The organism is Vibrio sp. CyArs1 (assembly GCF_022432925.1).
In the GTDB taxonomy this organism is placed as follows: domain Bacteria; phylum Pseudomonadota; class Gammaproteobacteria; order Enterobacterales; family Vibrionaceae; genus Vibrio; species Vibrio mediterranei.
Window position 1 is genome coordinate 73,835 of sequence record NZ_JAKRBO010000011.1, and the last position, 26,500, is coordinate 100,334.

Consider the following 26,500-nt stretch of genomic DNA (forward strand, 5'->3'; position numbering starts at 1 on the left):
TACAACGAGCAAATTACTCAAATAAACAAATGAAGAGCGTTAACTCATTGATGCGTTGACATAAACATCAAAACGGTTTTTTTTGGTTTCAATCGCCATTGTCGGTTTTTTCTCATCCAGCCAATTGGCGTAATCAGGACGTTTCACCACAACCCGCTTAGTCGCAAGCTTCAGAGCTGGCTCCAGTAACCCATCGGCATCTGTATCAGCGCCGACCAAAGACTGGAAAACTCGCATCTCTTTTTTTACCAGAGCAGATTTTTTCTTGTTTTCTGGATGCGGGTACATCGGGTCAAGGTAAACGACATCGGGGCGTTCAAACTGGCTGTCATCGGCGAGGGAATCCAAAGCTTCCAAGCTTGATGCGTGCAGCAGAGACATTCGCTCGCTGACCCACTCTCCGATTTCTTCGTCCTGCTTGGCACGTGAAAGACCGTCATCAAGTAAAGCGGCCACTACCGGGTGTCTTTCTACCATTTGTACTTTACAGCCCAGAGAAGCTAGTACAAAAGCATCGCGGCCCAGACCTGCTGTTCCATCAAGAACGGTGGGGGTCGCACCTTTATTTAACCCTGCCGCTTTAGCAATAGCCTGTCCCTTGCCACCTCCAAACTTACGACGATGAGCCACCGCACCACCAGCAAGATCAACAAAGATAGCGCCTAGTTTAGGCTCATCCAACTTGCGTAGTTCTAGCCTTTCTTCAGTTAAAACCAGAGCGAACTCAGACGATTGGCACGCCGTTAAGCCCCAACGACTGGCAAGATCCAGTAGCTGTTGTTGGCGTGGCTCATGTTCGCAGATAAGTTGGATTTGCAAGATAGGCTCCGAATAAGGCTAAGGTATAGCGCGCAAGTTTACCTCAAGTCGCAACGGTGACCAATAACCGTGATCCGCACTAAGACGACCAGATGGAAATAGTGATAAGCTTTAGCCCCATCAATACGACCATAACCTAGGACTCGATATGCATGCCACTAATGGACTTGATGACCTCGACAAAGCGATCCTAAAAACACTGATGGAAGATGCCCGTCGCCCCTATGCAGAGATGGCGAAGCAATTCGATGTCAGCCCTGCCACTATCCATGTGCGCATTGAAAAGATGAAAGCCGCTGGAATTATCGAAGGTACCGAAGTGGTCGTGAATACCAAAAAACTCGGCTACGACGTGTGCTGTTTTATCGGTATTAACCTTTACGCTGCGCGTGACTACCATTCTGCACTAGAGAAACTAAATGCCTTGGATGAAGTGGTTGAAGCCTACTACACCACAGGGGCATATAACATCTTCGTGAAGCTGATGTGTCGCTCAATTGAGGAGTTGCAGCACGTGTTAATCGATAAACTGCAAGCGATTGAAGAAGTACAATCGACGGAGACATTGATCTCGTTGCAGAACCCGATTAGTCGCAATGTGAATCCTTAAGGGTTGTGTGCGCCGTATGTAGATTCCTGCGAAGCTAGCGGAATGACGGAACATTTTGAGGAAATATACTTTTAAGTCCGTCCCCCCTGCGCAGGCAGGGATCTACTCCAAAGCCCCACCAACCCAAAAAAAGGCGCTCTTTAGAGCGCCTTTTTACTATCCCAAGTGAAGGATTAAACCCACTTAGTCTTCGTTGCTTCTTTCACTGCAGACATAACCAGCGTCGGTAGTGATGCTGCCATAACGACACCGAATAAGTGACCTGCTGCTAGTGCTTCCGTGTTGAAGATTAGCTGACCTAGACCGGTATAAATAACCCCTAGCGATAGAATCGCTGACACCGCTACCGCACCTAGTAGATACGGGTTAGTGAATGGGTTTCTGCGGTATAGCGACGTAAAGGTACGTGAGTCAAATAGGTGCCATAGCTGAGCAAACACCAGCATCGCAAATGCCATTGTCTGTGCGTAGTTCGCTGAGAAACCGTTCGTCAGTGCCCAGTTAAACGCCATGTAGCTCATGCCACCTAGTGCCAGACCACGAGTCAGGATACGAGTACCTAGATGGTCACTGAAGAAGCTCTCGTTACGTTTGCGAGGCTTACGCTCCATCAGATCTTTCTCTTCTGGCTCAACACCTAGCGCTAGTGCTGGTAGACCGTCCGATACCAAGTTGATCCATAGAATCATTAGCGGTGTTAGTGGCAAGATAGCCTCTGGGCCCATCATTAAGAATGCGAACAGAATTACCGATACTTCACCAACGTTCGCTGTCAGAGCCTGACGGATGAACTTACGAAGGTTATCGAAGATTTGACGACCTTGGCGTACCGCTTTCACGATAGTGCTGAAGTTGTCATCCAGTAAGATAAGGTCACCTGAGTCTTTCGCAACCGACGTACCAGTAATACCCATGGCAACGCCAATGTCTGCGCGACGCAGTGCTGGCGCATCATTCACACCATCACCTGTCATCGCAGCCACTTCGTTGTTGAACTGTTGAGCTTGAACGATACGTAACTTATGCTCTGGCGTTACACGGGCAAATACCGCAACTTCTGGACAGATTTGACGAAGCTTATCATCGTCCATCTCATCGAGCTCTGCACCCGTCACAACCAAGTCTTTCTCACTACGGATGATACCGATATCACGAGCAATCGCCGCGGCAGTTAGCGCGTGGTCACCGGTGATCATTACCGTTCTTACCCCTGCTTGGTAGCAGCTTTCAATGGCATCGCGTACTTCAGGACGCGGTGGATCCATGATGCCGTATAGGCCAAGCACAGTAATGTCTTTCTCAAGCTCGCTATGGTCACGCTCAAGGTCAGCTTCAGATAACGCTTTATAGCCAACCGCTAGCGTACGTAATGCATCTTGAGCAAAGTTCTCAATCGCCGCTTCATAGTTCGCCACAATCTCTTCGCTCGGGCTTGCCGCTAGCGCTAAGTTGCCGTCTGTCGCGCTTGGTGTGTGGTCTACTGGCATACCATCAACCATAAAGCCTGCAGCATTGCGAAGAATCACATCTGGTGCACCTTTAATCGCTAGGAAATGGTTACCCTCTGGATCTTTGACAATCACTGATGCCATCTTACGAGAAGAGTCGAATGGGAACTTCTCAACAATTGAATAGCCGCCTGAAGTCAGCATCTCAGATTGGTTAAGACCCGCCTTCGCCGCCGCCACAATCAGGGCGCCCTCTGTTGGATTACCACGAACCGTCGACTTGTCGCCATCCATGATGTATTCAGAGTCATTACATAATGTTGCAACCACTAGCCCTTTCATCATCTCTGGGCTTTGCTTTGCATCTGTGCTGTGCGATAGCGGCTTAAATTGACCTTCAGGGCTGAAGCCTTTACCACTTACTTCCCAGTAACGACCGCTCGCATCATACGCCTTCATTACCTGCATTTGGTTTTGGGTGAGCGTACCTGTTTTATCTGAACAGATAACTGTGGTAGAACCTAAAGTCTCTATCGCCGCCAACTGCTTAGCCAGAGCATTATTCTTCACCATACGAGTAGAACCCATGGTCAGAACAATAGTGATAACCGTAGGAAGACCTTCAGGAATAGCGGCTACCGACAGTGAGATACCTGTATTTAAGATCTCTAGCCAAGGCATGCCATAATAAAGACCAATCGCACACACTACTGCTACTACGCCAAGCGCAACTAGCATCAAAGTCTTGGCGATGGTATCCATACGCTCTTGCATTGGTGTCTTAGTTTCTTCAGTGTTCGCCATCAGGTCGGCAATGTGACCTACTTCGGTCTGCATACCTGTCGCCACAACTAAACCTAGACCCGTGCCCGACGTAACCATGGTAGTCATAAAGCCCATGTTTAACTGGTCACCAAGACCTACCGTTTCGTCGTCAATCACTTTAGCCGTTTTATCTACCGGCTCAGATTCACCAGTCAGTGCCGCTTCGTCGATAGATAGACGATTAGCTTCTAAGATACGAACGTCAGCCGCTAGGATGTCACCTGTGCTGATTTTTAAGATATCACCAGGCACGATGTCACTAGCTGGAATATCAATCCATTCACCATCACGCTTCACTTGTGCAGACGGTGCGGCCATTTGGCGCAGCGCTTCCATCCCTTTCTGAGCTTTGAATTCTTGCCAGAATGCGATAAGCGCATTGATAAAGATGATCGCGGTAATCGCGATAGCATCCACTAAGTGTCCGGTGAAATAGGAAACAATGGCACCCACACCTAGAATGAAGATCAGTGGGTTTTTAAATTGATGAGCAAAGAGTTCAAGCGCAGATTTTCCTGCCTTTTCTTGAAGTTCGTTTTTACCGTACTGAGATTGACGCTCCGCCGCTTCTTGTGAAGACAAACCTTGCTCTGGCGCTACACCCATCATCTGCTGGGTATTCTCAACGGTTTCAGTGAACCACTTTTTAGTCATAGGGGATACTCCGAATAAATTCAGTCGACACCGGTAGAATGGCAAACCGATAAAAAGCAATCGCTGAATATAAATTTTTAAAATCTCAACGCTGTTTGCATGTTTATTAACAATTAATGCGTAAGCGATGAGTAAAAATAAATTACCCGAAACCAAATAGGCTTGTAATTAACTTTCGGAGCGCTTACATGCACTCTAGGACGATTCTTTGACTTAAAACAAACTAGTTTTTTATTCAGAGCTTAGAACTAATTATTCATTGTAAGCAGATTTTAATAACACCTAATTTTCACTGAAATAACACTTCTGTTTTTTCGAATATTGAAACTTGTTTACACGACGGACCTTGTTCAAGGTCGGAAGGTTTTGATGACGAATTATCGATTATTAATCGCTATTCAATAGTTATTCAATTGGGGAGATATATCATCTTAACGGTTTTTTCTACCCACTTAACTATTGGCTCAGCCGGTAAAATTCGCTTTCTCAACATAATAAAAAAGCCCTCAATCAAAGATTAAGGGCTCCAAATATTACTTCAATTAGATACTACGCACTGATGCCAGAATGACGTAATAGAGCATCGATCTCCGGCTCACGACCACGGAAGCGCTTAAATAGCTCCATTGGTTCTTCACTGCCACCCATTTCAAGGATGTTATTCAAGAAGCTTTGTCCTGTTTCTTTATTGAAGATGCCTTCTTCCTCAAAACGTGAATAGGCATCGGAAGACAACACTTCTGCCCACAAGTAGCTGTAGTAACCCGCGCTATAACCTCCCGCAAAGATATGACCAAAGCTGTGTGAGAAACGGTTCCATTCAAGACTTGGAAGTACGGCCACTTTCGACTTCACTTCTGCCAAGGTCTCTAGCACGCGTGCACCGATGTCTGGATCGTATTCCGTGTGCAGCGTGAAATCGAACAAACCAAACTCAAGCTGACGTAAAATAAACATCGCAGATTGGAAGTTTTTCGCCGCTAGCATTTTGTCGAGCATCTCTTTAGGTAGCGGTTCGCCTGTCTCATAGTGGCCTGAGATAAACGCAAGTGCCTCTTCTTCCCAGCACCAGTTCTCTAGGAACTGACTTGGCAGCTCAACTGCATCCCAAGGAACACCGTTAATGCCTGACACCGCACCCGTATCAATCTTCGTCAACATATGATGAATACCATGACCTGTTTCGTGGAACAGAGTCACGACTTCATCATGAGTGAACATGGCAGGTTTACCGCCGACTGGCTTATTGAAGTTACACGTTAGATACGCCACTGGTGTTTGCAGTTCACCGTCAAGATCGGTGCGTCGTACACGACACTCATCCATCCAAGCACCGCCACGTTTGTGCTCACGCGCGTACAGGTCAAGATAGAAGCTACCGCGCAGTGTGTCAGTGCTATCAAAAATATCGAAGAAGCGTACTGACTCATGCCAAGTGTCCACCCCTTCACGCTCTTTAATCTGCATCCCGAAGACGCGGTTTAGCACTTCAAACAGCCCGCTGACCACTTTTGATTCTGGGAAGTAAGGGCGCAGCTCCTCATTAGAGAATTGGAACAGGTGCTGTTTTTGCTTCTCACTGTAGTAAGCAATATCCCAAAGGTTTAGCTCAGTCACGCCGAACTCTTTTTCAGCAAACTGGCGTAGCTCTTCTACTTCACGCTCACCTTGAGGTTTAGCTTTAGTCGCAAGATCATTCAGGAAGCCAAGCACTTGGGCTGGGCTTTCTGCCATTTTGGTCGCCAGTGACTTTTCACTATAAGTACCAAAGCCAAGCAAGCGGGCGATTTCATGGCGCAGCTTAAGTTGCTCAGCGATAATCTCAGTGTTGTCCCATTTACCCGCATTTGGACCGCGATCAGAAGCGCGCGTCACGTAGGCTTCGTACAGCTCTTTACGTAGCTCTTGGTTATCACAGTAGGTAAGAACAGGAAGGTAAGACGGAATATCCAATGTCAGTAGATAGCCTTCTAATTCTTTCGCCTCAGCTGCCGCTTTTGCCGCCGCGAGTGCCGATTCTGGCATACCGGCTAGCTCTTTCTCATCAGTAATGTGCTTAGTCCAACCCATGGTGGCATCTAGGACATTATTAGAGAATTGCGAGCCTAGCTCAGACATACGCTTGCTGATTTCACCATAGCGATGCTGCTCATCGGCTGGCAGACCAATACCAGACAGCTCAAAATCACGCAGTGAATCTTTGATGGTTTTCTGTTGCGCTTGGGAAAGCGTGTTAAATGCGTCACTGGCTTTAATCGCTTTGTACGCTTCATACAGCCCCTTGTGCTGTCCCACCCAAGTGCCGTATTCAGAAAGAATTGGTAGGCAGCTTTCATACGCTTCACGCAATTCATCACTGTTCATCACTGAGTTCATATGGCTCACAGGTGACCATAAGCGGCTAAGCTTGTCATCAATCTGCTCGATTGGCGCAACGACATTGTCCCAAGTCGGGTTGGTGTTACCTTCAAGCACTTCGTCTATTTTAGCTCGGCATGCCTCAATCGCTTGTTCAACGGCTGGCTTCACATGCTCAGGCTTAATTTGAGAGAAAGGAGGTAAGTCGGTAAACGTCAGTAGTGGATTTGCCATGCAGCGTCCCTTTTTAGTTATTGGATTCCCTCACTTCATTGGAAGGCAAGTGAGCGTAATTAATAGATAAATGTAGTCTCGAAAGAGAAATTTCAATCCTTCGAGATTCAATTACGGTGATTCAAAACACCAACTCCTCTGCCGCTTCTCGTCAGAAGAGGTTATAATCCGTCCATTATTGTTAAACAGAGTCTTTATTTTGCTGAGCTATCGTCACAGTTTTCACGCGGGTAACCATGCCGATGTGGTTAAACACATAGTACAAAGTCTTATCCTTAATTCACTAAAAAACAAGGAAAAGCCATTCGTTTATCACGATACTCATTCGGGCGTAGGCCGTTATGACCTTACCCACGAATGGTCTGAGAAAACTGGTGAATATAAGCAAGGCATCGGTCGTATTTGGGGAAATGCCGACATTCCTGAAGATATCGCCAGCTACATTGAATTGATAGAGACACTGAACAACAGCGACACACTGCGTTATTACCCAGGTTCTCCTCGTGTGGCGCGTGCCCATTTGCGTCCTCAAGACCGTATGGTATTAACAGAATTACACCCAAGCGACTTTCCATTACTTGAGCAAGAATTCCATCGTGACCGTCAAGTCAAAATCTTTAAAGAAGACGGTTTTAAGCGCTTAAAAGGCAGCTTGCCACCAGCAGAACGCCGTGGTTTGGTCTTGATCGATCCACCTTATGAACTCGCTCGTGAATATCGTGATGTCGTGACGGCCATTGCCCAAAGTTATAAACGCTGGGCAACGGGTATTTATGCGATTTGGTACCCTGTGGTCAATCGCTATGATATCGACGATATGATTGAAGGCTTAGAAGGTCTTGGTATTCGCAAGATTTTGCAAATCGAACTTGGTGTCTCACCAGATACTAACGAACGCGGAATGACAGCTTCGGGCATGATTGTCATCAACCCACCGTGGAAGCTAGAGCAGCAAATGAATGCCATTTTGCCGTACCTTAAAGACAAGATCGCTCCAGCAACAGGCCACTTTAAAGTGGAGTGGATTGTCCCAGAATAATTTTTGGGAAACACTTCTAATCTCAAGAAAAGGCGTAATCAATTGTTTTAAAGCAATATTGCGCCTTTCTTAATTGCGCTTATTTTTAGCTCTCCAGAAAATATTTCGACTTTATTGAAATTATTTTCGTCTTTCTCTCACCTCCCCCGTCTTACTAGTGAAAGTACCGAAGCCATGTGCAATGAGTACACCCTAATAGCCTAGTGAGGAAAACCCAGATGATTAAGATTGTTAGCTTTAAGATTTGTCCTTTTGTCCAACGTGTCACTGCTGCACTGGAAGCAAAACACATTCCCTATGAGATTGAATACATCAGCCTAAAAGACAAGCCACAATGGTTCCTAGATATCTCACCCAATGGTCAGGTGCCTGTGATGGTCACTGAATCAGGTACCGCTTTGTTTGAATCAGACGCTATCATTGAATACATCGAAGATGAATATGGTCCGATTGAGCAAGGCGTGAGTAACGAGCAGCGCGCACTCGATCGTGCATGGAGCTATTTAGGCTCCAAACACTACCTTGCTCAATGCGGCACAATGAGTAGCAAAGATAAAGAGACCTTTGAAGAGCGTGCGGAAAAGCTGATTAAAGCATTCCAAAGGGCAGAGAACCAGCTATCTGGCAACACCAAGTTCTTCAAGTCGGACACCTTCAGCAATGTTGATATGGCGTGGTTACCACTCTTGCATCGCGCTGCGATTGTTAAAGCGTATTCAGGTTATGATTTTTTCTGCGGACTGCCAAAAATGCAAGTGTGGCAACGCAACATCATGGAATCAGGATTGGTCGAGAAGACCGTCTCTAGCGACTTTGAAACGCGGTTTGCTGATTTCTACCTAACTAATACTTACCTTGCTACTGGAAAAGACGTACAAGCTAAACAAGATTGCTCAATATCAAGCTGTTGTGGCTAAGCGACTTTTATAGAGGGCGTAATGCCCTCTTATCTCGTCATTAATCGTTATTACTCATAATTAACTCTGCTTTTTCCCATTGGAGAAAGTTGCTAGACTCGATTTATAGTGTGGATAGCGATTCTTAACAAAACATTGCGATGATATTGAGTTCCCTACTCTTCACCCCAATGTATCTGTTACTAGCAATCATAAAATTAATAAGCTCTCGGAGAACGTAATGGCAACGCATTTTGACTATATCTGTATTGGTGGTGGCAGCGGCGGTATCGCATCTGCTAACCGTGCGGCAATGTACGGCGCGAAGGTCGCGCTGATTGAAGCTCAAGATCTTGGCGGTACCTGTGTAAACGTTGGCTGTGTGCCAAAGAAAGTCATGTGGCACGGTGCACAAGTTGCTGAAGCGATGAACCTTTACGCAGAAGACTATGGTTTTGATGTCGACGTTAAAGGCTTCGATTGGAGCAAACTGGTTGAGAGCCGCCAAGCATACATTGGCCGTATTCACCAATCTTACGATCGCGTGCTTGGCAACAACAAAGTTAATGTCATTCGTGGTTTTGCTAAGTTTGTTGATGCGAAAACTGTCGAAGTGAACGGCGAGCACTACACAGCTGATCACATCCTTATTGCCGTTGGTGGTCGTCCAACCATTCCAAATATTCCAGGCGCAGAATACGGCATCGATTCTAATGGTTTCTTTGAGCTAAGCGAGCAGCCAAAACGCGTTGCAGTTATCGGCGCAGGCTACATTGCAGTAGAAATCGCAGGTGTACTACACGCACTAGGTACAGAAACTCACCTATTCTGCCGTAAAGAATCACCTCTACGTAGCTTTGACCCAATGATCATCGAGACGTTGGTTGAAGTAATGAATACCGAAGGTCCAACGCTGCACACCCACTCCGTGCCTAAAGAAGTGGTTAAAGAGGCGGACGGTAGCCTAACGCTACATCTTGAAAACGGTGAGAGCCAAAATGTTGATACCTTGATTTGGGCAATCGGTCGTCACCCAGCGACAGATGCAATTAATCTTGGTGCTACCGGTGTGGCAACCAACGATCGTGGCTACATCAAAGTCGATGAGTACCAAACCACGAATGTAGATGGTATTTACTGTGTTGGTGACATTATGGAAGGCGGCATTGAGCTCACTCCAGTTGCCGTTAAAGCAGGTCGCCAGCTTTCTGAGCGCCTATTCAACAACAAACCAGATGCGAAGATGGACTACGACCTAGTACCAACTGTGGTATTCAGTCATCCACCTATCGGCACCATCGGCCTAACCACACAACAAGCGGAAGAGAAGTACGGCAAAGATAACATCAAAGTCTACACCTCTGGCTTCACTGCTATGTACACAGCAGTAACCAAGCATCGCCAGCCATGTAAGATGAAACTGGTTTGTGCTGGCCCAGAAGAGACGGTTGTTGGCTTGCACGGCATCGGCTTTACTGTTGATGAAATGATTCAAGGTTTTGGTGTTGCGATGAAGATGGGCGCGACCAAAGCAGACTTCGACTCTGTCGTGGCAATTCACCCAACGGGTTCTGAGGAATTCGTGACGATGCGTTAACGCATACACTCTATTTTCAAAGCCCAGCACCTCATGCTGGGCTTTTTTGTTTTAGAGTCATTGCACACTTCAACGAGAGTTTCACCTTAACCACTCAAGTAAGGTTTGAAATGCCTCGCATAGAGAAAGCATCAAGCACGAAATTCATGGGTTTCACGATCACTCTTCCATGGCCTTTTCTATAGTTTGTTGCGCTAGAAAGTAACGCCTTCTCACTACAGGTCAATCTATCTAGCCTAGATAAATAATATTGAAAAGGAACGTCAGATGAAAACCTCTCGATGGCTTATGGCAGCAAGCACTGCCTGCTTAAGCTTACCTACCCTTGCGGTAAACCCGCTCCCTGATCCACAAAATCCAACCGGGTATATTATTGCCCGTAGCGACATACAAAATAGTGAAGCAAGCAAAACTGGCAACCCCATGTACAGTGTGTGGGCTGAGGCATTGCAGACAGCCTCAAACTCTATCGTGGATTCGATTGATGCAGGCTTAGCAACCAACCCAAGTAACGTAAAACGGGCTGAGCGAGTCTTCCCACGTGATGAATGGGACTTTCTCACTCATATGGCTGCGCCAGAGTACACCTATCAGCGCTTTTTACAGGCTATTGGTAAATTTCCAGCGTTTTGTGGTGACTATAGCGACAATCGAGATGCCGATGCTATTTGTAAGCGTTCCATCGTGACCGCCTTCGCCCATTTTGCCCAAGAGACCGGCGGCCACATCGCCAAGGATAACTCTTGGGATAACCCTTTAGCTCTCGAAGAATGGCAGCAAGCACTGGTTCATGTGCGCGAAATGGGTTGGTCCGAAGGACAGCCAGGCTATACCACGGGGTGTGGTCAGAATGATTGGCAAAACAAACGTTGGCCTTGCGCCGCCAACCAAGGCTATTTTGGTCGTGGCGCTAAACAACTCTCTTACCACTTCAACTACGGTCCTTTTTCTGAAGTGATGTTTGATGGTGATGCAACGGTGTTACTCGATAACCCAGCGCTTGTGGCTGACTCGTGGTTAAACCTCGCCTCTGCTATCTGGTTTTTCTTAACGCCACAAGCACCAAAGCCCGCCATGTTGCATGTTATTGATAGAAGTTGGGTCCCATCTCAGCGAGAAGTAGAGGCTGGTATTGGCTATGGGTTTGGTACCACCATCAACATCATCAATGGTGGTATTGAATGTGGGGAGCAGAATAAAAACAAAGGGCAGCCAGTTAACCGAATTCGTTACTGGGAAGGGCTCGCTGCACACTATCAGATTCCCATTGAAGCCGACGAGACCAATACGTGTTGGCAACAAACCCCTTATGGAAGCTTGAACTTAAACGGCGCAACAGATGTACTTTATACTAACTGGGAAGCCAGTTGGGCTTATCATGCTGACCGTCCTGAAGGCGTCTCTTTTGAATGTAACATGGTCGGTTACCAAACTGCTTACTCTGCTCTCGTACCCGGTGACTATGAAAAATGCGTCACCAACTTTTATGGCTCCCACGCCAATTGGCCAGAAGTGCGGATTGTGGACACTCTTCCCTCAACAGATAACGGCAATGGAGGTACTGGCGACGGGAATAGTGGTGGAAGCACCACCACGCCACCTGAAATTAATCTAGTTACTTGGGTTCCGGGTAGTACATCTGTCAGCAATGGCGATACCGTAAGCTACCAAGGAAAGTGTTTTATTGCTAAGAACAACCCTGGTGTTTGGGAGTCACCCACACAATCAAACTGGTTCTGGGGTGAAGTCGTTTGCCCTTCTGTGTGATCAAACCAGTAAAAGCTGCTCTGTATGGAGCAGTTTTTACACAACTTTTATCTAAGCACTCTTCCCGCATCTGATTATATTTCTTATAGTTTCTAAAGACTGTAAGGAGTTATTAATGGATAAAAAGCACATATTTTTCTTCGATGCCATGCGCTGTGTGGCGGCACTCGCTGTCATCATTATTCATGCGCTAGGCCCTTACCGTCATGAACTCGGACAGATCCCTATGGGCGAATGGGTTACCGCTATCACCTTTAATGGATTCAGTCGCTGGGCAGTCCCGGTGTTTGTTTTGATAACCGGCGCTCTCATGCTCAACGACAAACGACCGTTTGATATGAAATATTATCTGTCTCGTCGTCTCGGCAAAGTGCTGATTCCATTTATCGCATGGTCACTTTTCTACGCTTACTTATCCGGATGGACCATTGAAGGCTTTAACGGCAATAGGGTTAAAGAAGTCTTATCTGAGAGCTATCACCATCAGACCTATTACCATCTTGGGTTCTTTTACTACTTTATTCCGCTTTATGTGGCGATCCCGTTCTTGCAGGTGTTCGTTCGCAAGTTTGATGACAGCGCACTTTACGCATTTACCGGCCTTTGGTTACTCACTACGCTGTTGTTCTTATTAAGAGTTGATGGTCCTTGGAGCGAGCAGTTCTGGCTTTATATGGGCTTATTACCTCTGGGCTATATCCTGTATCAAAAGCTGCCAGCGAGCCGAGGCGTGGTTACTGTGTCCATTATTCTGGGTATTGGCGCGATGGCGCTGAGCAGTTATATGGTAGTTCACGGAAGTATTGACGAAGGTCGTTATTATGTTGGACGCTGGTTCTCTTACAAGACTCTAAATACCGTCCTAGCGGCCAGTATGATATTTATTGTTTGCAAAGCCTACGCCGACAAGCTTTGGCCAGGAGCAAAGAAAGTGGTGAGCTTTATTAGTAAATACAGCTTGGGTATTTATATTCTTCACCCACTATTCCTGTGGCCGATGAACGAACTCGGCCTACATCAAGGTCACCCAATCTATATGATTCCATTTTGGGTTATTGTCAGCGGCAGTTTGGCATTAGCAACAAGTTGGTTGTTGTCACTCAGCAGTAAGACTCGTTGGTTATTGCCTTAAAGGTTATTTACCCACACACACTACATTGAGCAAAGTATTGCCTTTTAACGGTGATACTTTGCCATTAGTAAACAGCCCTTTCTGACCATCTCCCCAATACGGCATTTGTAGTGGCCAGCGATTTTTCTGCATCACTTGTGATTTTACCAAGGCTTGCCAGTCTTCATTACTCGCCAAATGCATATCAAGGTCACTGCATACCTTTATGGCAGACTGATAACTCAAGCGGTTCCACGCTTTATCATGTTCCATATAGAACTGATGACTACTATTAGCGATATAAGGCACGCTATAACGCTGTCCATTAACTTCCGCATTTAACCGAACACCCAATGAAGCCTTAGCGCTGGTCGCAAGAGGCGTTATCTTCTCTGCTTTCCTTACTGGCTTCTCAATCGCTTTTGCTACTGGCTTGGATGTCAGCGGCTTAGCCGTTTTAGCGGGAACTTGCTGCGTCACTTTGGCAGTACGTTGAGGTGTATTGGCAGAAGCGTTGCGTTCCACTTGGCGGATAAAAGCATCACGATAACCAGATAAGGCTTTGACTTGAACAAGCTCTTGCTTGGCGATCTCAGCATCGCTGTATGGACCAATCAGACAACGATAGCTATTTTTCTGAGGCAGCATCCAAACATCGGTGGTGATTTTGGCGTACAAGGTTTTCGCTTGAGTTAGTGCCATGGGTGCATCAAGAATGCCGCACTGAATCCAATAAAGCGATGTTGCGCTCACAGGAACGTCATTGCTCCAAATCCCATTTCCAATCGGACAGGATTTATCTAAAACCGGCAGTTCATTGGTGGAGGGCTGGGAAGCGTCACACAACGCATCCTCAGCATAAACTGGTAAAGGAACCACACTACTGGTTAACAACAAGGTGCCCAACAAAGCACTAAACGAAAAACAACCGAATCCCTTTACACCATTTAAAGAGCTCATAAACATCCTCTGAACACTCTTGGCTATTGTTATCAGCGGCACAAATAAAAAGAGCCGCAATTATCTGCGACTCTTAGTGTAGTGACGATCGGGATTAAAAATCAATCACTCTGGATCACCCTTTGTAGATTTTCGGGTTGAATACATCACGTAGCCAGTCACCTAATAGGTTAATAACCAACACTAAGGTAATCAGAACAATGCCTGGGAACACGGTAATCCACCACGAACCAGAGAAAATGTAGTTAAAACCGATACTGATCAAAGAGCCCAATGATGGCTGGTCTACTGGCAGACCAAGACCTAAGAACGACAGCGCCGCTTCGGACATGATTGCATTCGCAACCTGTACCGTTGAGATAACCAAAATTGGCGACAAACAGTTAGGCAGAATATGACGGAACATGATACGTGGCGCTCTAAAGCCCATCACTCGCGCTGCTTCTACATACTCTTTCTTTTTCTCTGCAAGAACCGAGGCACGGATAGTACGTGCATACTGCGGCCATTCCGCCACACCAATTATCACGACCAGCATTGTCACGGCATATTGGCTATAGAACTCAGTGCCGAAGCTGGCCTTAAAGATAGCAGAGACTATGATCGCAACCATCATGGTTGAAAACGACAACTGAACATCAGCAAAACGCATCAAGAAGCTATCGATACGACCACCGAAGTAACCCGCTGATAGACCAATCACAATACCTAGGAATAACTGTAAACCTACCGCTAGGAAACCAATGGTCAGAGACAGTCGAGAACCATAAAGAATGGTGGATAAAATATCCCGACCTTGGTCATCGGTGCCTAATACGAAGTTCTCGTCACCGTCTTCCATCCAAGATGGCGGCAGCTCCGAGTCCATAATATCGATAGACGATAAATCATATGGGTCAGTAGGGGCGATGACAGGCGCAGCTAGTGCTAACACCAAGAACATCATGAAGACCGTAAAACTTGCCATAGCGACTTTGTCGCGCTTGAAGTAATACAAGAAGTCCGAGTTTTTAAAACGCTCCCACGCTGAAGGAGCAGCAGCTACATTTGCTTGGCTCATGGTTATGCTCCTTTTCCAGTTAGGTTTACGGTTGGGTTAATCAAGCCGTACAACAAGTCAACGATAGTGTTCGTCACCACGAAGATAAGGCCAACGAAAATAACGTAAGCGGTAATCAATGGTGTATCTACACGGTTAATCGCTTCAAGGAAAAGGAAGCCTGTGCCAGGCCACTGGAAGACGGTTTCAGTCAGGATGGTATACGCCACCATAGTACCGATCTGAACACCACCAACGGTCAAAACAGGTAACATCGTGTTTTTAAGGGCATGTTGATAGTAGATTTTTTTAAGAGGTAGCCCTTTTGCTTTCGCAAACTTGATGTATTCGGAGCTCAGTACTTCTAACATTTCAGAACGAACCAAGCGAATGAAAAGTGGCAACATAATCGATGCCAATGCGATACATGGCAAGATAAGGTGCTTAATACCATCGATTGTGAAGAATCCAGACTCCCAACCGAGCACGTTCGCAGTTTCACCACGCCCGAAAGACGGTAGCCAGCCTAACTCAATAGAGAATACATACATCAGCATGATCGCCGTTAGGAAAACCGGAATCGAGATACCAATACTACTGCCGGCCATCACCAGCTTGGTAAAGAAACTCTTTGGGTGAATTGCCGAGTACACACCAAGTGGTATCGATAAACAAATAATAATAAGCGTCGCGCCGAATACCAGCTCTAGTGTTGCCACCAGCTTATCGAGAATAACCTCAACGGCAGGACGTTTGAAAAAGTATGAAGTGCCAAGATCGCCTTGCAGCGCTGCACCAATAAAACGAGTGTATTTTGTTACGAAAGGATCGTTGAGGCCCAACTCATCACGCAGTGCTTGACGCTCTGCTTCCGAAACCGACTGACCTACAAGCTCACGCAGCGGGTCACCCAGGTTATCCTGAATGGCAAACGCCACCAAACTGATCACAAACATCACTATCAGTGCCTGAAACAGGCGCTTGACCAGAAACGAAAACATTCCTTGCCCCTTAACTATCCATAGATCTCATTGAGAGAGAAACATTCAGTCTTAATAACCGCTCAATCCGACTGAAACAAACTGAGCTGAGTAGAGAGAATTGAGGAGGGGAACACTCCCCTCCTACATCACAATCACTTGTGATTATTCAACCACTAGGTCGCCAAAGTAAGGCATTACCATTGGGTTAACAATTGCTGCTGCTTTCACGTTAGACTTCGCGCCCCACGCTTCACTTTGCCAGTGTAGCGGTACGAATGCTGCGTCGTTGTATAGTGTCGCCTCAACGCCTTTCAGCATTTCAGCACGCTTAGCAGGATCCGTTTCTACGTTTGCTGCTTCAACAATCGCATCCATTTCTGGATTTGAGTAGTGACCACAGTTGTACTGACCACGACCCGTTTCTTCGTTACGAGTCATTGTTAGGAACTCGTTGAAGTTCGCTGAATCTTCAGTATCTGAGTGCCAACCGATCATCATCATGTCTGCTGCACACACATCAAACTCTGGCCAGTATTGCGCTTTAGGCATTGTCTTAAGATCTACTTTGATGCCGATCTTAGACAGCATCGCTGCCGCTGCTTGCGCTACTTTCGCGTCGTTCACATAACGGTTGTTAGGTGCCATCATCGTTAGCGTGAAGCCATTTTCATAGCCAGCTTCTTTCATCAACTCTTTCGCTTTTTTCACGTCGTAACGTGGAACAAGCGCATCGTTGTGACCAACGTAGCCTGCAGGGCTTTGCTGGCCAGCAGCTGTTGCGAAGCCTTTCATGATTTTCTTCACGATACCTTCGTTGTTGATTGCGTGAACAATCGCCTGACGAACGCGAACATCTTTCAGTGCTTCGTTGCTTTCTTGGTTCATTTGGAATGTGATGATACGCGTACCAGGTAGCGTCACTAGATCAACACCTTCAGCGCTAGCTACACGTTTGTGGTCGTTTGGCGCAACTGGGTGAATCATGTCAACACCGCCAGAAAGAAGTGCTGCTACACGCGTTGCATCTTCTTTGATTGGTACTAGTGTTAGCTTGTCTACGTTACCTTTAGATTCTTTGTCCCAGTAATCAGCGAAACGCTCAAATTCAACCTTAACGCCTTGCTCACGAGCCGTTACGATGAATGGACCAGTACCAGAAACATGCGTCGATGCAAAAGAGTTACCGTGCTTAACTAGCTCAGATTTGTCTTTGCCATCTGCCGTTTTACCTGAGTAAAACTTGCTATCCATAGGGAAGATGTACGTCGCTGTTTGCAGTACAAGTGGGTAAGGACCTTTAGTCACTAGGTCAAACGTGTAGTCATCAACCTTAACGATTTTCTCATACGGGTCGAAGATAGCTTTAAAGTCAGGAGAGCTTTGAAGACGGTTAAATGTCCAAACAACATCGTCTGCTGTTAGGTCATTACCAGAGTGGAACTTAACGCCTTCACGTAGCTTAAAACGAACCGTCGTGTCATTCACACGTTCCCAGCTTTCAGCTAGACGAGGTTCGAAGTCCATTTCTTGGGTGAAACGAACGAGTGGGTCAAATACCATGTGTGACATTTGCAATGTGCCACCAGACAACTGCTCATGCGGGTCTAGAGATACTGGGTCAGCTGCATAGCCAACTTTGATATCTGCTGCCAGAGTATTAAAACTTAGGCCCGCTGCCATTAGCGCCACTGCTAATTTGCTTTTCATGGTTCTCATTTGCATAACTCCTTCATGCGGGGATCCGGATCCCTTGTTGTTGTGTTTGCTTCTGTTATCGAGTCCCAATAGGGAATTGTATGGCTTACGCCGTTTTTGCTACATCATCTCTTAAGCCTTTGAATTCAGGCATTAAGGAAATTAGGTGCTGACTGTATTCATGCTGCGGATCAGTAAACAACTGCTCCGTCGGTGCCACTTCCAATAGAGTACCCATTTGCATCACGCCCACTCGGTCACACATTTGACGAATTACCGGCAAGTCATGACTGATGAACAGCATGGTCAGATTAAGTTCTTGTTGTAGATCTTTGAGTAGGTTAAGTATTTGAGCCTGAACCGATACATCAAGTGCCGACGTTGGTTCATCACAAATCAACAAACGAGGACGCGTTGCTAGTGCACGTGCGATAGAAATACGCTGACGCTGACCACCTGAGAATTCATGTGGGTACTTCACTCCCGCCATTTTTCCTAGGCCTACGTGCTCAAGCAGGTCTTCGACTATTTGCTTAGTTTCGCTTTCGTTTGCCGTCAGTTTATGGAATCGAATCGGCTCTGCAATGATGTCGTAGATTTTCATACGAGGGTTCATCGACGTATACGGGTTCTGGAACACCATCTGCATCTGGCGACGCATCGGACGACGCTCTTTCTCAGACTTCAGCGACGTAAGGTCAATACCTTCAAACGTGACTTTGCCAGAGTTAGGGGCATAGAGACCTGCAATCACACGTGCAATGGTCGATTTACCCGATCCCGATTCACCCACTAATCCAAACGTTTCACCTTCATGTACTTCAAAGCTAACGTTGTTTGATGCTTGAACATACTCACGTCGGCTTTCAAATAGCGAATCTTTAGTAACGAAACGTAGGTTGACGTTTTCTACGTTAAGAAGCGGACCAGTATAATCACGGTGATCTTGGCTTTGACCCAACCAGTGGTTCTTAACATCCAACGGTTCCATCTCATGTGCTTCTTCGATGTAGCTCACAAGAGGGAAACGATCGAGTTTCATATCTGAACGCGGTACTGCAGAAATCAGGCTACGTGTGTATGGGTGATCAGGTTCACCCAGTACTTTTGCCGTTGGCCCAAACTCTACCAAGTCACCACGGTACATTACCGCTACGCGATCCGTTACGTTAGAAACCACACCCATATCGTGCGTCACCAACATACAACCAACATTGTTCTTGATGCACAGGTCGCGAATCAAACCTAAAATTTGATCCTGAATCGATACATCAAGTGCCGTCGTAGGTTCATCCGCAATGATAAGATCCGGTTCGCCGGCAAGCGCGATAGCGATCACCACACGCTGACGCATACCACCAGAGAATTGGTGAGGGTATTGCTTCAAGCGGTTTTCTGGTTGTGGGATACCCACTTGATTCATAAGATTGAGCGCGCGTTGATACGCTTCATCATCCGATACCTTCATATTGGCATGGATGGTTTCTTTTAATTGTTGCTCAACAGTGAATAGTGGGTTGAGAGAGGTCATTGGGTCTTGGAATATAAACCCGATTTTTGAGCCACGAACTTTGCGCATCGCTTCTGGCGTTAAACCAGAGACTTTTTCTCCATCTAGGAAAACCTCACCACCAGCAATAACGCCAGGAGGTGAAAGCAAATCGATAACTGCGTTACCTACCGTTGATTTGCCGGCGCCGGACTCCCCAACCACACCAACTATTTCGCCGCGTTCAATATTGAACGACAAAGATTTAACCGCGGCATGTACCCCATGGCGTGATGGGTATTCGATACGAAGATCTTTTACTTCTAATAGTGACATTACCAGACCTCTACTGCTTTGGCAGCTTTCTGCCCCTGTCTGAAAAATTGAATCCATTCTTAGGCAGCATTTTCTGCTGACTATTTATAAGGGCATCAATTTGGCAAATCTTTCACAGAAAAGCAACAAAAATAGGATAAAAATTCGAAATTGAGCAAATCTAAAGCAGTATAAATAAATATATATGCAGTTTAAGTACATATAGTAGTGGTACAAGTGGCATGAAAAGTTGATGTACACTCAGAAATTCGTGCTAGACAACGAATATAAAACGCCGAACTTCACGTTATCGGCAATATTTATGACTAATGCCACCCGCATATTTATTCTGATGTAGTTTTAACACTATAGAAACATAAATTTTGTAACATGACAGAGTGCAGCACCAAACTCTAGATCTTTATCACATTTAATACACTGATCACTTTGATAATTCGATTACACAGTATTTTCCGCTATTGTGATTTACAACAAGTCACAACCCTGCATACTGAACAAAATACTGGCCATCGTTCGATCGGTAGAATTTAGCTCCAATTCTTACTCATGAAGAATGGGGGAAATGTTATTCAATGGAAGTTTTCATAGACGAACCACTGAAGATTTAGCCGTAGCAATGGCACTTAACAGTCAAATCACCCATCAAGCGCCATAATTACGTTTTAGTGAGGTGTAGTTGTCGGTTCAAAACGGAAAATAGCTTCTATTTTCCTCCACAATTGTTCGCCCGCGATAAATATCGCCGCTACAAAGGTGATATCGCAAGCCAGTGCTATTACCTTTCGATACTCTATCCAGCCCACTCCAAAGGTTGGAAAGTAAAACAGCACAATATTCATAACAGGGCCTGCCACTACCATCAGTAGTAATCCCATATAGTAGCTAAGCCTTGTCGAGTGCCGGCTAGGTTTGAGCTTCAGTAAATGTCTGACAAACCAATTTCTGATTTGCTGCAGGCGCTCCTTGCCTAACAAGCACAGAGCGACAATAGTCGCCACTTCAGGTACACCAAAAATCATTGCACCGCTAAGTAGCGCTTTTTTACTGCTGCAAATCTCCATTGAACTAATCAAGGGAATTAGTAACGGACTTGATAAAGCGAGCAACAGTGCCACCATGCCCAAGCTAACTCGCAAATAAGCTAATACTGAGCGGAACAAAACGCCAAAATCTAATTTCATTTATCGAACACCCTGTTACCCCTCATATAAGAATAAGGGGAGGATAGAAGGGGAAAGCGACTAGTGTATGTCCCTGCGGAGCACTGAGGTCTTACAGCGTATTCCACCACAAAGCTTCGCGTGATGAGCAAATGGAACGGTCACAACCGTTAGCCCTTTTGCTTCCAGTTTTCGATTGAGGGCTGGGGTCTCTTCTGGCATTAAGATGTGGTTTTCATCAAGCATCACTGCACAAGGCCCGGTTGCCAGCGCTTCTTCTCTGTTTGCCCATACCACATCAAAGTCATCCATAAATTCAGGTAAGCCCTTTGGAAAGGCATCTCGATAGGCGATAACAAGTTTAGGGCCGGCTACACACATAACGGCGAACAAATGATGGATTCCTGTATCCTCCACTTCTGTTATGCATACTTGGTAACCATCATGTTCTAGCATGCGCTTAACCCATTCAGCGCCACGAGCGTTAGTTGATGAAGGGCCCGTTGCCACCAGTACTCTTCCATCGCCTAAGTTGAGTACATCTCCCCCCTCATAAATATAATCTCGACTTAGCGTCGGCCTTGGTGCCGTGTAATGTAAAATGTGGTTATCACCATCAATAAATGGCTGATGGAGTTCTCGCACTGGCGCAATAGAAGCCCAGCCCATATCGCTTGCCCAAACATTCTCCAAAACATTTCGACCTACAACCCAAATAGGTTCTGCAGCGAAGATTTGGGTAAAGACATTCGTTCTTTGGCACGCGGTTATCTCTTCTTCAGGCACTTCCCTAGCCTGGTGAACCTTTACGCCAAAGCTCTGAAACGCCTTGACCAACGCATCATTCTCACGCTCTAAAGCCGCAGAAAATGGCGGAGAAGCATGAGAAAGTAACTGTCCTCCCGCTTTTTCACAGAGATCATATAAGTCGGGCTGAAGTACACTCTGATAAGTTGCTTTTACCTCTTCTGTTAGTACTGGCAGGCGGAAGTTCTGGCTATAACCCACAATCACCTCTAGAAGCTTCCCATAAAGGTTGAACTCCCCATAACTGTGTTTGGTTGCAGCTGGTACATAAACTTGGTTTTGTGTTGTCATTTTCGACATAAGATTACTCCTCAAACGAGTTAGAAAAAGAGAGTCCTTTCTCCGATGAACACTTTGAGGTTAACCCAATCGGCTAAAGTGCAAAAAACACTCAGCGCAGCGAAAGGCTTTCACTTTGGGCGGATACAAGAAGACAACTGAAATAGGAGGCTAATGCGCCCTGACCACAACTCGATAGGAACCCCCCCCCTCAACTTCAACACCCGCTTCACTACCAACATAAGTTGTCATGCTGGGCAATTGCAGCTGATTCGATTTTAACGGCTCACTATTACTTTGCTCGATAATGGTGTAATGCAAGTCGGCAATATTGTTTTCCACTGACGACTCGCTGACCAGCAACACGCGGGTATGCTTGTCTTTTTTAATCAACTTGCTTTCTCGCAACCCAATAGTGACATCACCACTAAATATGTTCACAACATTGAGTTGCAATTCAGCGACATAGTCTGCTGCACGTAAGGAAGGAGCGGCGATTAACACCAACATGAAGGAGAGCTTTCGTAAACGGCCCATTTCTATCACCTTTGCACGTATTTTTCCGAACGGTAGCGTAGTCGAGTTAAGTTCAGCAAGAAACTTAAACTCTGAACGTAAATCCATACTACTCTGGTTACCAACTAGGTTCCGTTCAACTGACTATAACGAGCTAGGCGATTAACCAACTTGGCTTCTGCTTTTAACTGCTGCCATACCAAGCTAAATCGCTTTTGATAGCTAGGCTTTTCCGTCAGTTCTACTTTACCTTCACTCAAAGCCCTAGTTACCTCACCTTTTGGTAGCCAACCTTTGCCATAAAAATTTATCAAGGCCTCAAGCATATCGGCCGGTCGGTTAAATGAAATAAGGTCTTTGTGTTGGTCCGTATCGTTGATCCACAGCGGCTGTCCGCTTTCATCGTGAACAAACATAACCCGATGCTGTTTGTTTATCTGTAACGGTGCCTGTACCTCGACAAACTGGCGCTCTCCAACATGTTGAGCTTCAAGAAAAGGAGCTAAATGCGGTAATGGTTGAGTCAATGCTAAATCACATTGCTGTTTTATCAGTAGCTGATGAATGGTTGCAGTATCAGTGCGAAACAAATCTACGCTTCGAAGCGAATTGTCAGCAATGATAAGTTGAGAGAGCTGATTTACTTCATCCAGTGCGATGCCGTAATCAAAACAAACCCGCAGCTTTTTGACATTCTCTTTGCTGGAGAACGTGTGAGTGAGGGCCAGCACATCATCAAACTCCATTGCTCGCGGCAGAAATTTCAGACCAAAAGAGGACAGTTTAAGTGGCCGAGTACCTTTAATAAACAGCTCATAACCAAGAGAAGCTTCCAAACGACTCACAGTTGCCGTAAGCGCTGGCTGACTTTTGCCAAGTGCTCGTGCCGCTTTTCTCATGCTGCCATGATGGGCAATGGCAACAAAGGTTTTGATTTGATCAAGAGTCATCCTATTGTCTACCTTCCGTTGACTTGTTCATCGCCCAGTCTGTCAAACATTGCAACGCTTGACTCCCTGTTAAATGCTCTCCCCAGAAAACTAATACCCCCCAAGTCGCCTTGAGGTGTGGTTCTGTTACGATTTTCATAGTGTCCGTTAGTTCAATATTGTTGCGCACCGCAGACGTATGACTTGGTAACTCCGAGAGAATGGCGGCTATTTGCTGATGATCAGTGACTTGAATTTGCCAAGGGCAAGGGAAATCGAATCGCCTGTATATTGGAGCGGAAGTTCGCATAACATGAGAGATAGAGAGTTGAGGCAGTGTCAGAAGGTGCCCACTGTCGAATACGATTGACGGCTGGTTGCTAGATTCTAACAACCTTTCACTACTGGTAATCAAATGACTATCCACAGTACCAAGTGAAAAAAAGTTTGGCGTTTCGGGCCAAGGTAAATCAACCAGTGTCACTATCCAATCTAGGCGCTGAGCATTAAAGGCAGCAATCAATTCATCACTAGGCAAGCAATTGACTCTAATACTGATATCCAAATCGATGATAGAAGCTAAGATTTCTTGTTGCCAGACTCGAGGTAAAGCGATATCAACACCGAGTATCATCTGTGTTGGCGACTCAACGACCACTGTATTTTTAAGCTCATAGTAGCTAGCAATTACGGCCTCTGCCCAAGGGAGTATCGCCTCCCCTTTTTCCGACAACTGTTTCTTGCCCGAGCCAACGACAAACAACTCACCCCAGCGGCTTTCCAAATTCTGTATCGCCAGACTTACCGGGCCGTGAGTCTTGCCAAGCTTTTCAGCCGCCGCTACCACCGATCCTGTTTTCGCAACAGCGACAAAGCTCTCTAACTGCTCAATTGATGCCAAGTGATAACCTTTTTAAACCATTAGCTCTAGATATTAGTTTATCAAAGATATTTAACATGGCCTCACGTTTTAGGGAAAGCACTGATTTGGGCTTGCAACATCATGTAGGGAATGCGGGATAAGACAAGCACATTCACCCAATTTCTATATGAGGTTCTTATGAATATCAATGCCATCAAAGCGTTTGTTATTACTACCGAGCTCGGCTCCATTTCCGCTGCTGCAAAAGCGATGAACAAAGGTCGGGTCCAAGTAAGTCAATGGATCGCCAATCTTGAGTTGGATTGGGGGATCGAGCTGTTTGATCGTGCTGGGCACAAACCCGTGTTAACAGAACAAGGTCAAGCGCTCTTGGATAAAGCATCATCCATTCTACTGCTGTCTGAAAAGTTAGCGTCTCACGTCGAGAAAATAAACGGTTCAGGCGCAGGCTGCATCCGACTTGGGATCACGACATTTATCGACCCGAAAATTGTTTCTCATCTTATCCACCAGCTGCGCGACATTGATGCTGAAATGGATCTACAGATTGAATTTTCGCCTTGTGATGACCTCATCGCGTCATCTGATTACGACTTTATTATTAGTCACTATCCCTATAGCGGGATTGGTCACTGGGAGTTTATGAATGTCACACAGCGCCAATTCGTTTCAGTCTGCGCGCCTCAACATTCTATCGCCCAACTAGATGAAGTCTCTACAGAACAGCTCAGTCAGCATTTGGCTATAGCTATTACGCAGCAAAATGAATCTTTATGGGGTAGCTACAAGTTCGACACCATGTCGGTCAACAACGTGGCAACCGCAAGACAACTCGCCAAAGATGGCATTGGATGGATCTGTATCGATCAAGACTCGATTAAACATGAGTTGAACAACAATGAGCTCGTCATCATCAATCACCGCGAAGCCATTCAGCGAAGTAAGTTTGGCCTTGGCTACCGCGATTCACACTGTGCTAATGGAATACGAGAAGTGCTCTATAACGTTCTTCGTCAGCACGTCTCGCACTAGCGTCGCCTCTGTCATAAACATCGACAGAGTCTGATTTTTACAAAAACGCGCTCCTGATTACTATGCGCTTCGAAACACACAATAGGGTCAAAAGACCAAACTTTAAAACGAGGAAAATATGAAAAAAGCAACTTTGAAAACCGCTACTTTGCTAGCTTTAATGGGCGCAGTTTCAGCTCCAGCTTTAGCCACAAGCGATTCTGGTTTTTATCTGGGGACCTATCTAGGTGCGATGTCAGCTAAGAACACTGACAATGTAGTAAATTCAAAGACTGAAACATCAGTAAAGAGTAACTTTCGCTCTCTAGGTCTTAAAGCTGGTTACGACTTTAACTCGATGTTTGGGGCGGAAATGCGTCACAGTCGCGACAGTGGCAAGATAGAAAAGAATAGTCAAGGTTTGGCCGTTGACCATCAAACGGCTCTTTACGGCAAAGTTAAGTTCAACGTCTCAGATAGCATTGAGCTATACGGTTTGGCCGGTGTAAATAATATCCGCCTAAAACAAGCTGGTTATAAAGGAAATGACAACAAAAAGACCATCAATTCCTTCTCATACGGTGTTGGTGCTCAATACAACTTTACCAACTCACTAGGCGCAAACTTAGAGCTAATGAAGCTGTCTAACCACAAGCAGTTTGATGCGCACTCTATCAACCTAGGCCTAGCTTACAAATTCTAATTCTCTATACAACCTAACCAAGTTTGCAAGGATGCAACTTGCCCACTCCAACTTAGCACCAAACTTTTTCTTCGCTGCCTTTACCTTTCACTCTATTTATTACCATCCCAAAATGCAAAAATCCTCATCACATGACAAGACTTACATGAACTAGATATTTAACAAACAAAGCTACTAAAGACGAAAGTGTATTGCACCTTGTCATCCAACTTTCGGTTCAATAAACCAGATTTCAAACGAAAAAAAGCCTCGTCTTTCGACGAGGCTTTTAAATGGTGGTCGGTGAAGAGGGATTCGAACCCCCGACCCTCTGGTCCCAAACCAGATGCGCTACCAAGCTGCGCTATTCACC

Annotated in this window: 21 protein-coding genes; 8 read left to right on the forward strand and 13 right to left on the reverse strand. The window is 45.8% G+C overall.

Translation table 11 applies throughout. The features are described from left to right. Window positions 1–39: 39 nt before the first annotated feature. Entirely contained in the window at window positions 40–819 is a 780-nt protein-coding gene (locus MMA19_RS23175; protein WP_006072084.1) for a class I SAM-dependent methyltransferase, read from the reverse strand. 148 nt (window positions 820–967) lie between these two features. On the opposite strand from MMA19_RS23175, the gene asnC reads away from it, so the two are divergent. Then, the gene (asnC, locus tag MMA19_RS23180; RefSeq protein WP_006072083.1) at window positions 968–1,429 is read left to right on the forward strand and encodes a transcriptional regulator AsnC; all 462 of its coding nucleotides are present in this window, start codon (window positions 968–970) and stop codon (window positions 1,427–1,429) included. 173 nt (window positions 1,430–1,602) lie between these two features. Here the strand turns inward: asnC and MMA19_RS23185 are convergent, their stop codons facing one another. Then, window positions 1,603–4,356 carry a cation-transporting P-type ATPase gene (locus MMA19_RS23185; RefSeq protein WP_240207359.1) on the reverse strand — a complete coding sequence of 918 codons (2,754 nt, stop codon included), beginning with the start codon at window positions 4,354–4,356 and terminating at the stop codon, window positions 1,603–1,605. 549 nt (window positions 4,357–4,905) lie between these two features. Next, window positions 4,906–6,948 (reverse strand): oligopeptidase A, encoded by a 2,043-nt coding sequence (gene prlC, locus MMA19_RS23190; RefSeq protein WP_006072080.1) that lies wholly within the window; start codon window positions 6,946–6,948, stop codon window positions 4,906–4,908. A 199-nt stretch (window positions 6,949–7,147) separates the two neighbouring features. Between prlC and MMA19_RS23195 the strand changes: the two genes are divergently transcribed. From MMA19_RS23195 to MMA19_RS23215, 5 genes are all read left to right on the forward strand, one after another. Then, window positions 7,148–7,987: a 23S rRNA (adenine(2030)-N(6))-methyltransferase RlmJ gene (locus MMA19_RS23195; protein ID WP_240207361.1), complete on the forward strand. Its 840-nt coding sequence runs from the start codon at window positions 7,148–7,150 to the stop codon at window positions 7,985–7,987. A gap of 218 nt (window positions 7,988–8,205) precedes the next feature. Further along, complete coding sequence (locus tag MMA19_RS23200) at window positions 8,206–8,904, forward strand: glutathione S-transferase family protein (protein ID WP_240207363.1); 699 nt, start codon at window positions 8,206–8,208, stop codon at window positions 8,902–8,904. Window positions 8,905–9,124: 220 nt separating this feature from the next. Continuing rightward, complete coding sequence (gene gorA / locus MMA19_RS23205) at window positions 9,125–10,480, forward strand: glutathione-disulfide reductase (RefSeq protein WP_006072074.1); 1,356 nt, start codon at window positions 9,125–9,127, stop codon at window positions 10,478–10,480. A 267-nt stretch (window positions 10,481–10,747) separates the two neighbouring features. Further along, window positions 10,748–12,247: a glycoside hydrolase family 19 protein gene (locus tag MMA19_RS23210; protein WP_240207364.1), complete on the forward strand. Its 1,500-nt coding sequence runs from the start codon at window positions 10,748–10,750 to the stop codon at window positions 12,245–12,247. Between the two features lie 115 nt (window positions 12,248–12,362). After that, window positions 12,363–13,379, forward strand: a complete 1,017-nt coding sequence (locus MMA19_RS23215) for an acyltransferase (protein WP_240207366.1) — start codon at window positions 12,363–12,365, stop codon at window positions 13,377–13,379. Window positions 13,380–13,382: 3 nt separating this feature from the next. On the opposite strand, the gene MMA19_RS23220 is transcribed toward MMA19_RS23215, so the two are convergent. The 10 genes from MMA19_RS23220 to MMA19_RS23265 form a co-directional block, all read right to left on the reverse strand. Beyond that, a complete protein-coding gene (locus MMA19_RS23220; RefSeq protein ID WP_240207368.1) occupies window positions 13,383–14,318 on the reverse strand; it encodes an SPOR domain-containing protein in 936 nt (311 codons plus the stop codon). 115 nt (window positions 14,319–14,433) lie between these two features. Continuing rightward, window positions 14,434–15,378 carry an ABC transporter permease gene (locus MMA19_RS23225; RefSeq protein ID WP_006072067.1) on the reverse strand — a complete coding sequence of 315 codons (945 nt, stop codon included), beginning with the start codon at window positions 15,376–15,378 and terminating at the stop codon, window positions 14,434–14,436. Window positions 15,379–15,380: 2 nt separating this feature from the next. After that, the gene (locus MMA19_RS23230; protein ID WP_006072065.1) at window positions 15,381–16,358 is read right to left on the reverse strand and encodes an ABC transporter permease; all 978 of its coding nucleotides are present in this window, start codon (window positions 16,356–16,358) and stop codon (window positions 15,381–15,383) included. Window positions 16,359–16,502: 144 nt separating this feature from the next. Then, window positions 16,503–18,056 carry an ABC transporter substrate-binding protein gene (locus tag MMA19_RS23235; protein WP_006072063.1) on the reverse strand — a complete coding sequence of 518 codons (1,554 nt, stop codon included), beginning with the start codon at window positions 18,054–18,056 and terminating at the stop codon, window positions 16,503–16,505. A gap of 85 nt (window positions 18,057–18,141) precedes the next feature. Next, window positions 18,142–19,860: an ABC transporter ATP-binding protein gene (locus tag MMA19_RS23240; protein WP_006072061.1), complete on the reverse strand. Its 1,719-nt coding sequence runs from the start codon at window positions 19,858–19,860 to the stop codon at window positions 18,142–18,144. A 662-nt stretch (window positions 19,861–20,522) separates the two neighbouring features. Further along, window positions 20,523–21,041 carry a transporter suffix domain-containing protein gene (locus MMA19_RS23245; protein WP_031494526.1) on the reverse strand — a complete coding sequence of 173 codons (519 nt, stop codon included), beginning with the start codon at window positions 21,039–21,041 and terminating at the stop codon, window positions 20,523–20,525. A gap of 60 nt (window positions 21,042–21,101) precedes the next feature. Beyond that, window positions 21,102–22,127: a hypothetical protein gene (locus tag MMA19_RS23250; RefSeq protein ID WP_124940479.1), complete on the reverse strand. Its 1,026-nt coding sequence runs from the start codon at window positions 22,125–22,127 to the stop codon at window positions 21,102–21,104. A 150-nt stretch (window positions 22,128–22,277) separates the two neighbouring features. After that, window positions 22,278–22,730 (reverse strand): hypothetical protein, encoded by a 453-nt coding sequence (locus MMA19_RS23255; RefSeq protein ID WP_240207370.1) that lies wholly within the window; start codon window positions 22,728–22,730, stop codon window positions 22,278–22,280. Window positions 22,731–22,747: 17 nt separating this feature from the next. Continuing rightward, the gene (locus MMA19_RS23260) at window positions 22,748–23,572 is read right to left on the reverse strand and encodes a LysR family transcriptional regulator (RefSeq protein ID WP_240207372.1); all 825 of its coding nucleotides are present in this window, start codon (window positions 23,570–23,572) and stop codon (window positions 22,748–22,750) included. 1 nt (window position 23,573) lies between these two features. Next, on the reverse strand, window positions 23,574–24,452 hold the full coding sequence (locus tag MMA19_RS23265; RefSeq protein ID WP_240207373.1) for a LysR family transcriptional regulator: 879 nt from the start codon (window positions 24,450–24,452) through the stop codon (window positions 23,574–23,576). Window positions 24,453–24,611: 159 nt separating this feature from the next. On the opposite strand from MMA19_RS23265, the gene MMA19_RS23270 reads away from it, so the two are divergent. Next, window positions 24,612–25,466, forward strand: coding sequence for a LysR family transcriptional regulator (locus MMA19_RS23270; RefSeq protein ID WP_051868215.1), 855 nt, complete (start codon window positions 24,612–24,614; stop codon window positions 25,464–25,466). A gap of 118 nt (window positions 25,467–25,584) precedes the next feature. Next, on the forward strand, window positions 25,585–26,148 hold the full coding sequence (locus tag MMA19_RS23275; RefSeq protein ID WP_006072048.1) for a porin family protein: 564 nt from the start codon (window positions 25,585–25,587) through the stop codon (window positions 26,146–26,148). Window positions 26,149–26,500 lie beyond the last annotated feature (352 nt).

What these genes read in the sequence shown, in the direction of transcription:
- asnC (WP_006072083.1), top strand. Translation starts at nt 968, where the DNA reads ATGCATGCCACTAATGGACTTGATGACCTCGACAAAGCGATCCTAAAA.
- MMA19_RS23185 (WP_240207359.1), bottom strand. Translation starts at nt 4,356, where the DNA reads ATGACTAAAAAGTGGTTCACTGAAACCGTTGAGAATACCCAGCAGATG.
- prlC (WP_006072080.1), bottom strand. Translation starts at nt 6,948, where the DNA reads ATGGCAAATCCACTACTGACGTTTACCGACTTACCTCCTTTCTCTCAA.
- MMA19_RS23200 (WP_240207363.1), top strand. Translation starts at nt 8,206, where the DNA reads ATGATTAAGATTGTTAGCTTTAAGATTTGTCCTTTTGTCCAACGTGTC.
- gorA (WP_006072074.1), top strand. Translation starts at nt 9,125, where the DNA reads ATGGCAACGCATTTTGACTATATCTGTATTGGTGGTGGCAGCGGCGGT.
- MMA19_RS23210 (WP_240207364.1), top strand. Translation starts at nt 10,748, where the DNA reads ATGAAAACCTCTCGATGGCTTATGGCAGCAAGCACTGCCTGCTTAAGC.
- MMA19_RS23215 (WP_240207366.1), top strand. Translation starts at nt 12,363, where the DNA reads ATGGATAAAAAGCACATATTTTTCTTCGATGCCATGCGCTGTGTGGCG.
- MMA19_RS23220 (WP_240207368.1), bottom strand. Translation starts at nt 14,318, where the DNA reads ATGAGCTCTTTAAATGGTGTAAAGGGATTCGGTTGTTTTTCGTTTAGT.
- MMA19_RS23225 (WP_006072067.1), bottom strand. Translation starts at nt 15,378, where the DNA reads ATGAGCCAAGCAAATGTAGCTGCTGCTCCTTCAGCGTGGGAGCGTTTT.
- MMA19_RS23230 (WP_006072065.1), bottom strand. Translation starts at nt 16,358, where the DNA reads ATGTTTTCGTTTCTGGTCAAGCGCCTGTTTCAGGCACTGATAGTGATG.
- MMA19_RS23235 (WP_006072063.1), bottom strand. Translation starts at nt 18,056, where the DNA reads ATGAGAACCATGAAAAGCAAATTAGCAGTGGCGCTAATGGCAGCGGGC.
- MMA19_RS23240 (WP_006072061.1), bottom strand. Translation starts at nt 19,860, where the DNA reads ATGTCACTATTAGAAGTAAAAGATCTTCGTATCGAATACCCATCACGC.
- MMA19_RS23245 (WP_031494526.1), bottom strand. Translation starts at nt 21,041, where the DNA reads ATGAAATTAGATTTTGGCGTTTTGTTCCGCTCAGTATTAGCTTATTTG.
- MMA19_RS23250 (WP_124940479.1), bottom strand. Translation starts at nt 22,127, where the DNA reads ATGTCGAAAATGACAACACAAAACCAAGTTTATGTACCAGCTGCAACC.
- MMA19_RS23255 (WP_240207370.1), bottom strand. Translation starts at nt 22,730, where the DNA reads ATGGATTTACGTTCAGAGTTTAAGTTTCTTGCTGAACTTAACTCGACT.
- MMA19_RS23260 (WP_240207372.1), bottom strand. Translation starts at nt 23,572, where the DNA reads ATGACTCTTGATCAAATCAAAACCTTTGTTGCCATTGCCCATCATGGC.
- MMA19_RS23270 (WP_051868215.1), top strand. Translation starts at nt 24,612, where the DNA reads ATGAATATCAATGCCATCAAAGCGTTTGTTATTACTACCGAGCTCGGC.
- MMA19_RS23275 (WP_006072048.1), top strand. Translation starts at nt 25,585, where the DNA reads ATGAAAAAAGCAACTTTGAAAACCGCTACTTTGCTAGCTTTAATGGGC.